The sequence below is a fragment of the Allobosea sp. TBD101 genome, assembly GCF_059817965.1.
This window is the reverse complement of record NZ_CM187543.1, coordinates 3032762-3046017: the sequence shown is the minus strand read 5'-3', so window position 1 is coordinate 3046017 and position 13256 is coordinate 3032762. Positions and strand designations below refer to the sequence as shown.

Sequence of the window (13256 nt, the reverse complement as noted above, 5' to 3'; positions counted from 1 at the left end):
GAACACATGATGTCTCACCCAGTCGTGGGTTCCGGGTTCGCGCCTGCGGCGCGCCCCGGAATGACAATCGTGTGGCGCGAAGCCGCACCGACCAAGTATCCGGCGCATCCTCTCTTTGAATGACGGCTTGTGCCGTTCTCCTGTTACCCTGAGAATAGGCTGCCTCGTCGACCTGTGGTCGGCGCGGCGGCACAGGGCAGGGGGGCAGAGCGGCATGACGATCTCGATGGCGGGCCTGCCCGCGTTCCTTCTGTACTTCATCGTTGGCGCGGCCCTGATCGCCGCCTTCGTCGCGGTCTACCTACGGATGACCGCCCATGACGAGATCGCCCTGATCCGCGGCGGCAATCTCTCGGCGGCGGTCGCGCTCGGCGGCAACACGGTCGGCTTCTCGCTGCCGCTGGAACAGGCGATCTCGCAGGCCAGCAGCATTCCCGACTGCGTGCTCTGGGCGGCTGCGGCGATGATCATCCAGTTCGCGGCCTATGGTCTGGCGCGGCTGCTGATACCGGAGCTGTCGCGCAAGATCGAGGAGGACCGCTTGCCTTCGGCCGTCATGCTCGCCGTGATCGCCGTCGTCTCCGGGACGCTGGCCGCGGCCAGCATGACGGAATGAGGCGGCCATGAAGCGCTCCTCCCAGATCGGGCTCGCGGCCGCCGGCGTCCTCCTCGTCGCCACCGTCTGGTCGATGACATCAGAGGATACGCAGGAGAATCTCGTCTATAACAGCCTGAGCGATTGCCGGGCGGCCGGGCAGCTGACTGCCCAGCAATGCGAGACGGCCTTTTCGGAAGCGACCGCCGCGCGGCTCAAGGACGCACCGAAATTCCAGAGCCAGACCGCCTGCGAGGCGCAATACGGCGCCAATGGCTGCAGCTCCGCGACGATCGGCGGTGCGCAATACTTCATCCCGGCGCTCGCGGGCTTCATGCTGGCGCGCGGCCTCTCAGGCGGGCAGGCGCAGCCTCTGATGCCGCCGACCGCCGCCGCTTGCCCGCCGGGCTCGACCCAGCCCGAATGCCAGCAGGCGCGCTCGTCCTCGTCCAGCTCGTCGGGCGGCTACTATGGCGGCAGTAGTAGCAGCCGCTCGCGCGCCTATTCGACGACGTCCGGCCGCAGCATCACCGCAGCTTTCTCGCCCGGCGCCCGCAGCGGAAGCACAGCAGCGACCAGCACGGCCTCGCGTGGCGGCTTCGGCTCGATCGCGCGCTCCTTCTCCTCGCATTCCTCGTCCTGAGATGCGTCGCGTCACGCTGCCGCCACGCCCGGACTGGGTCGAGCAGGTCGAGCGCCTGGGCTTCGCCTTCCACACCATCGACGGCGAGACCTATTGGGACGAGAGCGCGGCGATCGCCTTCACGCTGGAGGAGATCGAGCGCGATATCGAGGCACCGACCGAGGCGATCGAGCAGCTCTGCTTCGCCTTCATCGACAAGGCGCTCGACCACGAGGAGATTCTGACCAAGCTCGCGATCCCAGCCGAGCACTGGGACTATATCCGCAGTAGCTGGCAACGCGGCGAGCGCAATCTCTATGGCAGGCTCGACCTCGCCTATGACGGGCGCGGGCCCGCGAAGCTGCTCGAATACAATGCCGACACCCCGACCGCCCTGTTCGAATCGAGCGTCGTGCAGTGGGACTGGCTGGAGCAGGCGATGGCGCGCGGCGCGATCCCGCGCGGCAGCGACCAGTTCAACTCGCTGCACGAGCGCCTGATCGCGGCCTTTCAGGGCCTGCGCGAACCCTCGCCCTATCGCCTGCACCTGACCTGCGTGCAGGGCAGCCCCGAGGACAAGGGCACGGTCGACTACCTCGCCGATTGCGCCGTGCAGGCCGGGCTCGACGCCCGCTTCACCTATATCGAGGAGCTCGGCCTGCTCACCGACGGGCGCTTCTGCGATGGCGCCAACCAGCCGATCGAGACCCTGTTCAAGCTCTACCCCTGGGAATGGATGTTCCGGGAGAGCTACGGCAAGGCGCTTGCCGGTTCGGGCTGCCAGTTCATCGAGCCGCCCTGGAAGGCGATCCTGTCCAACAAGGGGCTGCTCGCCTGTCTCTGGGAGATGGAGCCCGGCCACCCCAACCTGTTGCCGGCCTTCTTCGAGGGTGATCCGCGCTGCGCCACGCTCTCGGCCCGGCAGGTCCGCAAGCCGCTTTATTCGCGCGAAGGCGCCAATGTCACGCTCATGGAGCGCGGCCGCGTGCTCGACAGCGACGACGGGCCCTATGGCGCCGAGGGCCATGTCCTGCAGGATGCCGCGACCAACCTGTTTTCCGCCGACGGCAACTATGCCGTGCTCGGCTCCTGGCTCGTCGCCTCGCAGGCCTGCGGGCTCTGTGTCCGCGAGGATGCCTCGCCGATCACCAAGAATACCTCGCGCTTCCTGCCGCACTATATCGAGCCCTGAACGCGCAACATCACCTCGCCCTGATCTGTGGTAGCCTTGGTTTCCGATACGCCTGTCGACGGAGCCTGCCATGCCTGCAAACGCCTCAACGCCCCGCGGTCTCGACCATCTCGTCATCGGCGTCCGCGATCTCGACGCCGCCTGGCACCTCTACGAGAAGCTCGGCTTCCGCGTCGGTGCCCGCAACCGTCACCCCTGGGGCACCGAGAACCGGATCGTGCAGTTTCCCGGCTCCTTCCTGGAGCTGGTGACGATCGCCGACGACACCGCGATCCCGCCGCATGGCGAGCGACGCTTCTCCTTCGGCGCCTTCGTGCGCGACGCGCTGGCGGGGCAGGGCGAGGGGCTTTCCATGCTGGTGCTGGAGAGCACCGACGCCAAGGCCGATGCCGCCGCCTTCAAGACGCAGGGCATCGGCGATTTCGAGCCCTTCTTCTTCGAACGCCGGGCGCGGCGCCCGGATGGCAGCGATGTCCGCGTTGCCTTCGAGCTGGCCTTCGCCGCCGATTCGCGCGCGCCGGAATGCGGCTTCTTCGTCTGCCAGCAATTCGAGCCGCAGAATTTCTGGAATCCGGAGTTCCAGCATCATCCCAACGGTGCGACGGCGCTCTCTGCCGTGGTGATGCTGGCCGAGGAGCCCGCCGTCCACCGCGCCTTCCTGACGGCCTTCAGCGGCGGCGCAGAGGTGCTGGAGGGCAACGAGGATTACGTGCTTGCGCTCCCGCGCGGGCGTATCGACGTGCTCGATCCCGAAGCGGCGCAGGGCGCCTATCATGTCGAGCCGGATACGACACCGGCCCGCTTCCTCGGCTTCTGCGTCTCGGTGCCCGATCTCGAAGCCGTGGCCGCGCGCCTGACCGAGAATGAAGTGTCGTTCCAGCGCGGCGAGGAGCGCCTCTTCGTGCCGGCCGAAGAGGCGTTCGGCTGCATGGTGGCGTTCGAGCAGGGGTAAGGCTGCGGCAGTTCGCCCGGCACCACCTCTGTCATTCCGGGGCGCGCCGTGGGCGCGAACCCGGAACCCACGACTGGGCAGGACATCCAGGACCCGATTGCAGCCGGCTCACCCCGTCGTGGGTTCCGGGTTCTTCGCTGCGCGAAGCCCCGGAATGACAGGCGTGATTCCAGGCCGGAACGACCCGTTCTCAGCCCTTCGCCTCGACCGGCGGCAGCGAGGCGAGCAGCCCGATCAGGGCGCGGTCATGCAGCACGACCATGCGCTCCTTCGGCTTCAGCCAGATCGCGGCGTCGTCGACCGTCTCGGCATCGACGAGCTTGGCCTGCGCCACGGCGCGGTCGGGCTCGATCTCGCCGCGCCGCCGCGACTGGCCGTAGGGCAGCATCAGCTCGTGCGCGTGACGCAGATCGGCATCGGCGTGGAGCGCCTTGATGCCGTCGGCCTCGTCGTAGCCAGCCTTCTCGAACTCGGCCTGCAACTCGTTGGCACGCGTCGCGATCGCGGGCGGGGCGCCTTCCTCCGGCGTCATCAGGAGCTTGTGGCGCTTGAGCCAGAGCCCGATCGCGAGCTGCCCCGAGGCCCAGGAGAGCGGGATCGCCAGCACGAGGCCGACGATCGTCGGGGACATCCAGGCGAAAAGCGAGGTCGCGATCATGAAGGCCGACAGGCCGGTCACGATGCCGAGCACGGTATGGGTCCGGTGCCGGCGAATGATGTCCTTCAGCGGGATCGAGCCGTCGTCGCGCCGCTGCGGGTTCCAGCCGGTGTCGCGGCCGAGCAGGATCTGGAAGACCGAGCCGGACTGGATCAGCATCATGATCGGCGCGAAGAAGGCCGAGAACAGAACCTCGATCAGCGCCGAGACGATCAGGCGGATCGAGCCGCCGCCGGCCTGCCTGAGCTTGGTGTTGAACAGCGTCAGCAGGAGGCCGAACAGCTTCGGCGCCAAGAGGATCGCCATGGTGATCGCGAACAGGCGCAAGGCGCGCTCGGGGTCGAAGCGCGGCCAGACCGGGAAGAGCGTGAACTCCTGCGTGAAGTATTCAGGCCGCGCGTAGTTGACCTGCAGCACGATCAGGATGCCGACCACGAGCTGCATCAGCCAGAGCGGCGAGGCGAGATAGCCCATGATGCCGGTGGCGAAATGCTGGCGCGTCGGCATGACGAAGCCCTTGGCGCCCATGATCCGCGAATGCTGGAGGTTGCCCTGGCACCAGCGCCGGTCACGCACGGAGATGTCGATCAGCGAGGGCGGGCTTTCCTCGTAGGAGCCCGTCAGGTCCGGCAGCATGTAGACCGACCAGCCGGCGCGGCGGATCAAGGCCGCCTCGACGAAGTCGTGGCTGAGCACATGGCCGCCGAAGGGCGGCTTGCCCTTCAGGTCCGGCAGGCCGCAATGGTCGGCGAAGGCCCGCGTCCTGATGATCGCGTTATGGCCCCAGTAGTTGCCGTCGCGACCGGACCACATGGCGAGCCCGGTCGCGATGACCGGTCCGTAGACCCGCGCCGCGAATTGCTGGAGGCGGGCGAAGAAGGTGTTGCGGTTGATGATCAGCGGCAGCGACTGGATGATGCCGGCATCGGGATCGTTCTCCATCGCGGCGGCAAGCCGCACGATGCAGGTGCCGGTCATCAGGCTGTCCGCGTCGAGCACGACCATATGCTCGTAGAGCCCGCCCCAGCGCGTCACGAAATCGGCGATATTGCCGGCCTTGCGATGATGGTTCTTCGGCCGGTGGCGATAGTAGACACGGCTGTTCGGCCCGAGCCGCTCACGCAGCGCCAGGAAGGCGCGCTCCTCAGCCACCCAGACATCCGGGTTGGTGGTGTCGGAGACGATGAAATAGTCGAAATGATCGCCGAGCCCGGTTGCCTCGACCGATTCACGGATCGCCGCCACGGCCGCGAAGATGCGCGCCGAGGATTCGTTGTAGATCGGCATCACCACGACGGTGCGGTGCTTCAGCGTCTCCGCGCGATCCGCCCGGCCGGCGCCGAACAGGACGCCGAAGAAGCCCAGCAGCGCGCTGGTGAAGGCGAGCGCGATCCAGGAGAAGTTGATCGTGAACAGCACGAGCAAGGCGTACTGCAGCGAGGTCGTGCGGCTGACCGACACGACATTGTACATTTCCCAGGCGCCATAGGCGGTGAGCGCGAGCCCGCCGCCGAAGACGAAGAGGCGCTTCAGCCAGGGTGTCTTCCAGTTGCGCGGATCGGCCGGCGCGCGGCGGTCCGAAGCGTTCCAGCTGCGGAACGACTGCACCGGCATGATCAGCGGCTCTTCCGGCGGCGTCGCCGGCTCGCGGGCCACGCTGTAGCTGCGCTGTTCCGTTTCCATGGCGTCGCGGCGGGCTGCCGTTACCAGGTCCATCGATTCAACCAAGTCTCAGAGACGGGCTGACCGCCCGATTGCAGGACGAGCCGGAGCTCGGACAGATTGTCGTTGCCGGGATCGACCTCGAAGCCGACCCGCATCAGCTTGCGCTCCGGATAAGGCCACAGGCGGACATTGTGGACCGCGCCGGGCTGGGCCGTGATCGTCGCCCGCGTCGAGGCGACGAGGGCGGCGTCGGCGAGCCGGTCGCCGGTGAACTCGACGATGAAGCGCCGACGGCGCCCCTGCGAACCCTTGCCCTGCCGCGAGCGGGTGGCGAGCGCCAATGGCGGACGCTCGGGCGGCTGCCAGCACCAGGCCTGGCGGTAGCTCAGAGAGGTCTCGCTGCCGGCCGCCAGCGGCTGCTTCGGCCGCCAATAGGTGATGATGTTCTTGTTGACCTCGGAATCGCTGGGTATCTCGATCAACTGAACCGAGCCCGCACTCCAATCCCCAAGCGGCTCGTTCCAGACGCTGGGCCTGAGCTCGAAGCGCTGGTCGTCATCCTGGAAGGCGGCGGGATCGCGCTCGCGCTGGACGAGGCCGAAACCCCTCGGGTTCTCATCGACGAAGGAGGAGACTTGCAGGGTGGCAGGATTGTTGACCGGCCGGTAGATCCATTCGCCACCGCCCGACTGCATCTGCACGCCGGACACCTCGCCGATCGAGGAGCGGATGTCGTCGAAGACGCGCCGGCTTTGCGGACCGGAGAGGAAGGTCGCGCTCGTGCAGCCGAAGCCGACATGCTCCAGCGCCTGGCGCGCGAACAGCGTCATCTCGACATCGACGAAGGTGACGTCTCCGGGGCGCAGCGTCATCCGCACGGCGCCGGCGACGCTCTCCGAATCGAGCAGGCCGTGGATGACCAGCGAACCCACGGCAGGGCTCGGCCGCTCGATCCAGAACGCCCGGAAGAAGGGCAGTTCCTCGCCGCGTGTCTCGCCGGGCCGCAAGATCAGGGCGCGCGCCATCGCGCCGAAGTTCTGGCCGCGCGCCAGGGCGCGGAAGAAGGTGCCGCCCTGGAAGACGGCGACCTCGAAGGGCCGCTCCAGCCCGGCAGCGATTCGCATGCCCGAGAATTGCAGGTCGGCATTGGTCGGCGGTGGCGCGACCCGTCCGTAGTCGAACTTGCTGCGGTCGAAGCCGATGCGGCGCACCGTGCCGTCCTCGATCGTGAACAGGCTCACCGGATTGGAGAAGACGAAGCCGCGATGCAGCGGCTCGACCGTGAAGCCGCGATTCTCGCCGGCCCAGACCGTGCCGCCCGGTTGCATCCGGATGCCCGCATACTGATCGGCGGGCAGGGCGGCGTAGCCTTCCGGAAGGTCGTTGATGGCCAGCGGGATCAGCGGGCGCTGGGCCAGCGCCCTGGCGGCATCGACCACGAGCGCCGGGTCGAAACGCTGCCCGTCGACGAGAGAGGGAATGTTGAAGGAAGCCGCGCCCGTCGGGGCCTGTGCCGCGGCCGGGCCGGCCAGCGAGAGCAGCGCTGCGCCGCCAGCGGCGCCTTCCAGAAACTGCCTACGATTCAAGGGTTTCGACATGGGATCCAAACTACGCGGGCGACGCCCTCGCCCCTCGCGCTTCTAGAGCATTTCCAGTTCGCCTGAAAAGCCTTTCCGATCGGGAAGATGCACGCCTTTCGAATGGTGCGATCTATTGAAATCGAGCCGGGGTCAACCCGGCATGAGGGCCGTCCGGAAAAGGCGTCTTTCGCTGCGATTGAACTTTGGCAAAAGGTTCACGGATCGGCTATCCACGGCACCTGCAACGCAAGCATGCGTAAATTCGACTCTGATGCGCGGGCGATGATCCAACCATGCCTGCAAGGGAAACGAGAAACATGACCGAAATGCAGCCGGCCCGATCCTGCCTCGCGATCGTCCTGGCCGCCGGGGAGGGCACCCGCATGAAGTCGCGGGGACCGAAGGTGCTCCACGCGGTCGCTGGCCGTTCGCTGCTCGGCCATGCGCTGGCGGCGGTTTCGAAGGCTGGCGCAGATGCCGTCGCCGTCGTGATTTCCTCGGAACGCCCCGAAGTCGGTGAAGCGGCGCGCAAGCAGATTCCGCATGCGCAGATCGCGATCCAGCACGAGCGCCTGGGCACCGCCCATGCCGCGCTCGCCGCGAAGGCCGCCATAGCGGCCGGCCATGACGACGTCATCATCGCCTTTGGCGACACGCCGCTCGTGCGTCCCGAGACCTTTGCGGCCCTTCGCCGCGGCTTGAGAGAGGGCGCTGCCGTCGTCGCGCTCGGCTTCGAAGCCAAGGACCCGACGGGCTATGGCCGCTTTGTCGAGAAGGACGGTCATCTCGAGGCGATCGTCGAACACAAGGATGCCACCCCGGAGCAGCGCGCCATCACGCTCTGCAATGCCGGGCTGATGGCGCTCTCCGGCGAGCACGCCCTCTCGATCCTGGAAGCGATCGGCAGCCACAACGCCCAGGGCGAATTCTATCTCACCGATGCGGTCGAGGTCGCGCGCAAGCGCGGGCTCGACGCCATCGCGCTGCGGGCGCCCGAAAGCGAGGTCCAGGGCGTCAACGACCGCGTCCAGCTCGCCGCCGTGGAAGCGGATTTCCAACGTCGCAAGCGCCTCGCCGTGATGCTCGGCGGCGCGACGCTGATCGCGCCGGAGACGGTCTTCTTCAGCTATGACACGCAGATCGGCCGCGATGTCGTGATCGAGCCGAATGTCGTGTTCGGGCCAGGCGTGCGTGTCGATGACGGCGCGGTGATCCACGCCTTCTCGCATCTCGAGGGCGCCACGGTCGGGGCGGAGGCCAGCGTCGGCCCCTATGGCCGCCTGCGGCCGGGCGCGAGGCTCGCCGAGAAGGCCAAGGTCGGCAATTTCGTCGAGGTGAAGGAGGCCGATATCGGCCCGGGCGCCAAGGTCAGCCACCTCACCTATATCGGCGATGCCTCGATCGGCGCGGCTGCGAATATCGGCGCCGGCACAGTCACCTGCAATTATGACGGCTTCAACAAGGCGAAGACGACGATCGGCGCCAATGCCTTCGTCGGCTCGAACTCCTCGCTGGTGGCCCCGGTGACGATCGGCGAGGGCGCCTATGTCGGGTCCGGCTCGGTCATCACCAGCGACGTTGCGCCCGACGCGCTCGCCATCGGCCGCGGCCGCCAGGTCGAGAAGGAAGGCTGGGCGACCGCCTTCCGCGTCGCCGCTGCTGCCAGGAAAGCAGTCAAGAAAGCGGCCGAATAGTCTGAAATTGGAGCGGATCGGGCCATCCGCTGTTCACAGTTCGTCATGTAGATTGATTGGGCAGGCGCGCCGATCGCGGCTATGCGCTTTGCCGACAGCAATGGCTTGAGGGGTTCGTCCATGTGCGGCATCGTCGGGATTCTGGGCAAGGAAGCAGTGGCGACGCAGGTCGTCGAGGCCCTGCGGCGGCTTGAATATCGCGGCTACGATTCCGCCGGTGTCGCGACACTGGAAGCTGGCCAGCTCACCCGCCGCCGTGCCGAGGGCAAGCTCAAGAATCTCGAGATCCGCCTCTCGAACGAGCCGCTCGAAGGCTTGGTCGGCATCGGCCACACCCGCTGGGCGACCCATGGCAAGCCCAACGAGACCAATGCCCATCCGCATGCGACGCCGAAGCTCGCGGTCGTCCATAACGGCATCATCGAGAATTTCCGCGAGCTGCGCACCGAGCTTCAGGCCGACGGCTACGTCTTCGAGACGGAGACAGACAGCGAGATCGTCGCCCATCTCGTCACCCGCGAGCTCGATCGCGGCAAGTCCCCGGCAGATGCGGTCGCAGCGAGCCTCCCGCTCCTGCACGGCGCCTTCGCGCTAGCCTTCCTGTTCCAGGGAGAGGAAGACCTGCTGATCGGTGCCCGCAAGGGCTCGCCGCTGGCGGTCGGCATCGGCGACGGCGAGATGTATCTCGGCTCGGACGCACTGGCGCTCGCGCCCTTCACCAACCTCATCGCCTATCTCGATGAGGGTGATTGGGTCGTGCTCCACCGCCGTGGCGCGACTTTCTACGACAAGACCAACAAGCAGGTGAAGCGCCGCTCCCAGCGCGTCGCCGCCGGCGCCTTCCTGGTCGAGAAGGGCAATCATCGCCACTTCATGGCCAAGGAGATCTACGAGCAGCCCGAGGTCGTCGGCCACACGCTGACGCAGTATCTCGACATGGCCAATGGCAAGGTACGTCTGCCCTTCGGCGACCAGATCGACTGGAAGGGCCTGTCGCGCCTGACGATCAGCGCCTGCGGCACCTCCTATTATGCCGGCCTTATCGCGAAATACTGGTTCGAGAAGCTGGCGCGCCTGCCGGTCGAGATCGATGTCGCCTCAGAGTTCCGCTATCGCGAGGCGCCGCTGCCGGACCACGGCCTGGCGCTCTTCGTCTCGCAGTCCGGCGAAACCGCCGACACTCTGGCCGGGCTGCGCTATGCCCGCCAGAACGGGCAGGTCATCCTTTCGGTCGTCAACGTGCCGACCTCGACGATCGCGCGCGAGAGCGATGCCGTCGCGCCGACCCTTGCCGGCCCGGAGATCGGCGTCGCCTCGACCAAGGCCTTCGTCTGCCAGCTCGCGGTTTTCGCCTCGCTCGCGCTTGCCGCAGCCCGCGCCCGCGGCACGCTCTCAGCCGAGGACGAGGCCCGTCATGTACAGAATCTGATCGCGCTGCCGGGGTTGATGGCCCGCGCGCTGCAGCTCGAGCCGCAGATCGAGCAGCTCGCGCAGAAGCTCTCGCGCGCCAAGGACGTGCTCTATCTCGGCCGTGGCACCAGCTTCCCGCTGGCGCTGGAAGGCGCGTTGAAGCTCAAGGAAATCAGCTACATCCACGCCGAAGGTTATCCGGCGGGCGAGCTGAAGCACGGCCCGATCGCGCTGATCGACCAGGACATGCCGGTCATCGTCGTCGCGCCTCATGACGCGCTGTTCGAGAAGACCGCCTCCAACATGCAGGAGGTCGCGGCGCGCGGCGGCCGGATCATCCTCGTCACCGACGCGAAGGGCGCCGCCGAATGCGGCATCGAGCCGGAGGCGACGATCATCATGCCGGATATGGACCCGACCTTCGCGCCGGTCGTCTACGCCCTGCCGATCCAGATGATCGCCTATCAGACGGCGGTTTTCATGGGCAAGGACGTCGACCAGCCGCGCAACCTGGCGAAATCCGTCACGGTGGAGTGAGGCGAGGCCTCAACAACACTCCTTAGTCCGAAAACACGCGGGTCATCCCGGACAAGCGGCGAAGCCGCGCTGATCCGGGATCCATGCCTGAGCCTCCATCGGAAGCGTTCCGGCATGGGTCCCGGGTCTTCGCTTCGCTACGCCCGGGATGACGCGGTGGTGGTCTTGAGAGCGACTTGCTTGGCTCAGGCCTCGGGCCGGCTCGCCACGTAGAGGCCCGCACCAACCAGACACAGCGCCGCCGTCGCGACAGCGATCGGTGGCGCACTCGTTTGCGTCAGCAGGATAAGGCTCAGCGCCATCGAGCCGCAGGCGAGATATTTCGCGCGCCGGGCGATGGCGCCGGTCTGGCGCCAGCGCAGGACATGCGGCCCGAGTTTCGGATGGCCGATCAGCCAGACCTCGAATCGCGGCGAGGATTGCGAGAAGCACCAGGCCGCGGCGATCAGGAAGATCGTGCCGGGCATCAGCGGCAGGATGAGCCCGATGACCCCGAGCGCCGTGCACACCCAGCCCACAGTAAACAGCAGCGGCCGCGACCATCGGCGTCGCGGCTGATCGGGCTCGGTCACGGCCTCATCCTTGCTTGTCCTAAATGCGGGGCTGGCCGATAACGCTCCCTCGCTTATCGTGTCATATCACGGCGCAATGTCGCGTCCGCAAGCGGGAGCGAGGTCGCACCGGTGGGGTGAGGAAACGAATGACAGCCGGCCCGCCCGACCCGCGCCTGATCCTGACGACGGAAATCCTGCGCCCGACCTGGGGTGCGCGGCTGCGCCGCTATTTCCTGACCGGGCTCGTCATCGCCGCACCGCTCGCCATCACGGCCTCGGTGACCTGGTGGTTCATCAATTTCATCGACGGGCTGGTGAAGCCCCTCATCCCGAATTCCTACCTGCCCGATGCCTATCTGCCCTATCCGATTCCGGGATTCGGGCTCGTGATCGCGCTGGTCGGGCTGACATTGCTCGGCTTCCTCACCGCCAATCTCGTCGGGCGCTCGCTCCTGAATGCCGGCGAAGCGATCCTCGACCGCATGCCGGTGGTGCGCAGCCTCTACAAGGGCGTGAAGCAGGTCTTCGAGACGATCTTCTCGCAGTCGGGCACCTCGTTCCGCAAGGTCGGCATGGTGCAGTTCCCGCAGCCGGGCATGTGGTCGATCGTCTTCATCGCGCAGGACGCGGCGCCCGAGATCGCCGGGCGCCTGCCGGATGGAGACGAGCAGATCGGCGTCTTCCTGCCCTGCACGCCGAACCCGACCACCGGCTTCTTCTTCTACCTGCCGCGGCGCGAGGTCGTCGAACTCTCGATCTCGGTCGAGGACGGCGCCAAGCTGATCATGTCGGCCGGGCTGATCCGGCCCGGCGAACAGAACGGCAAGCCGAAGCTCGAAACGAAGCCGCCGGTCAGCGCTTGAGCGGCACCCAGATCTCGACGGTGCCGTTGCCGGTCGTGCCGTCGAAGCGCTCATCCATGCGCTCCAGCGTGACGCCCATCGCGGGCTCGCGTCCGGATTTCGGGAACCAGTCCTGCCAGATCGCCTTGTAGGTCTGGGCGATGCCGGTGATGTGGCCCTTATGCTCGAACACCGCGCAGAGCTGCTCCGGCACGCTCAGCCGCGCGAACTCGTCGGTGAGATCCCCGAAGGAAGAGACCTCGGCCCCGGCGATATAGTCGAAGGCGCCGCTATCGTCGCAATTATAGCTCGCGCCATAGGCGACATGGCCGCGCTGGCCGGGGATATGGCCGAAATACTGAGCGATCTTCTGCCAGAGCAGCGGGATACCTTGCGTCTTGTCCATCGAGAAATGGCCGCTGAACCCGGCGATCAGCAGGGGCTTGCCGGTGACGATGCGCGGCTCGGCGATGGGGGCGGGGGTGATGTCATGCATGTTCAGCGACTCCACGAGGGCGAGCGATGAGAGGTCGCGCCGGGCGCGCAATTCTTCCGGCGTGAGGCCGAACTGCTCGCGAAAGGCGCGGGTGAAGGCTTCGTGGGAGCCATAGCCCCAGTCGAGCGCGACCGAGAGGATGTCGGGCGCACCATCGGCGAGCTGGCGCGCCGCCTCCGACAGTCGGCGCTCGCGCACATAGCGCATCACCGAACGACCGGTCGCCGCGCCGAAGGCCCGGCTGAGATGGAAGCGCGAGACGCCGCTGACCTCGGCGATCTCGTCGAGCGTGAGTTCAGCGGTGAAACGGCTCTCGATGCACCAGATGGCTGCCTTGACCGGGTCCATGTTCTCTCCACGAAGTGGCGGCACCATGGCGCAGGCAAGACCGCCGCGCTTGATCAGGATTGCTGCAAATCCAGCATCACGGTTCACAGATTTTTTCTACCGACGACATAG

Annotated in this window: 11 protein-coding genes; 7 read left to right on the top strand and 4 right to left on the bottom strand. The window is 66.9% G+C overall.

Translation table 11 applies throughout. The features are described 5' to 3' along the window. Positions 1-214: 214 nt before the first annotated feature. From AC6RIC_RS14910 to AC6RIC_RS14895, 4 genes are all read left to right on the top strand, one after another. Entirely contained in the window at positions 215-616 is a 402-nt protein-coding gene (locus tag AC6RIC_RS14910; protein ID WP_454656989.1) for a DUF350 domain-containing protein, read from the top strand. Between the two features lie 7 nt (positions 617-623). Further along, on the top strand, positions 624-1238 hold the full coding sequence (locus AC6RIC_RS14905) for a DUF1190 domain-containing protein (protein ID WP_499732915.1): 615 nt from the start codon (positions 624-626) through the stop codon (positions 1236-1238). Between the two features lies 1 nt (position 1239). Continuing rightward, a complete protein-coding gene (locus AC6RIC_RS14900; protein WP_499732914.1) occupies positions 1240-2409 on the top strand; it encodes a glutathionylspermidine synthase family protein in 1170 nt (389 codons plus the stop codon). Between the two features lie 70 nt (positions 2410-2479). Then, positions 2480-3361: a VOC family protein gene (locus AC6RIC_RS14895; RefSeq protein ID WP_499732913.1), complete on the top strand. Its 882-nt coding sequence runs from the start codon at positions 2480-2482 to the stop codon at positions 3359-3361. 190 nt (positions 3362-3551) lie between these two features. Here the strand turns inward: AC6RIC_RS14895 and mdoH are convergent, their stop codons facing one another. Beyond that, on the bottom strand, positions 3552-5702 hold the full coding sequence (gene mdoH / locus AC6RIC_RS14890) for a glucans biosynthesis glucosyltransferase MdoH (RefSeq protein WP_499736608.1): 2151 nt from the start codon (positions 5700-5702) through the stop codon (positions 3552-3554). Positions 5703-5722: 20 nt separating this feature from the next. Continuing rightward, complete coding sequence (locus AC6RIC_RS14885; RefSeq protein WP_499732912.1) at positions 5723-7282, bottom strand: OpgD/OpgG family glucan biosynthesis protein; 1560 nt, start codon at positions 7280-7282, stop codon at positions 5723-5725. 308 nt (positions 7283-7590) lie between these two features. On the opposite strand from AC6RIC_RS14885, the gene glmU reads away from it, so the two are divergent. Next, positions 7591-8958: a bifunctional UDP-N-acetylglucosamine diphosphorylase/glucosamine-1-phosphate N-acetyltransferase GlmU gene (glmU, locus tag AC6RIC_RS14880; RefSeq protein ID WP_499736607.1), complete on the top strand. Its 1368-nt coding sequence runs from the start codon at positions 7591-7593 to the stop codon at positions 8956-8958. Positions 8959-9078: 120 nt separating this feature from the next. After that, positions 9079-10905, top strand: coding sequence for a glutamine--fructose-6-phosphate transaminase (isomerizing) (gene glmS, locus AC6RIC_RS14875; protein WP_499732911.1), 1827 nt, complete (start codon positions 9079-9081; stop codon positions 10903-10905). A gap of 185 nt (positions 10906-11090) precedes the next feature. On the opposite strand, the gene AC6RIC_RS14870 is transcribed toward glmS, so the two are convergent. Further along, positions 11091-11477: a YbaN family protein gene (locus tag AC6RIC_RS14870; RefSeq protein WP_454656983.1), complete on the bottom strand. Its 387-nt coding sequence runs from the start codon at positions 11475-11477 to the stop codon at positions 11091-11093. A gap of 128 nt (positions 11478-11605) precedes the next feature. Here AC6RIC_RS14870 and AC6RIC_RS14865 point away from each other — a divergent pair, with 128 nt between their 5' ends. Further along, positions 11606-12322, top strand: coding sequence for a DUF502 domain-containing protein (locus AC6RIC_RS14865; RefSeq protein WP_499732910.1), 717 nt, complete (start codon positions 11606-11608; stop codon positions 12320-12322). Here the strand turns inward: AC6RIC_RS14865 and AC6RIC_RS14860 are convergent. Beyond that, entirely contained in the window at positions 12312-13145 is an 834-nt protein-coding gene (locus tag AC6RIC_RS14860) for an AraC family transcriptional regulator (RefSeq protein WP_499732909.1), read from the bottom strand. The two genes, AC6RIC_RS14865 and AC6RIC_RS14860, sit on opposite strands and share 11 nt — an antisense overlap. Positions 13146-13256 lie beyond the last annotated feature (111 nt).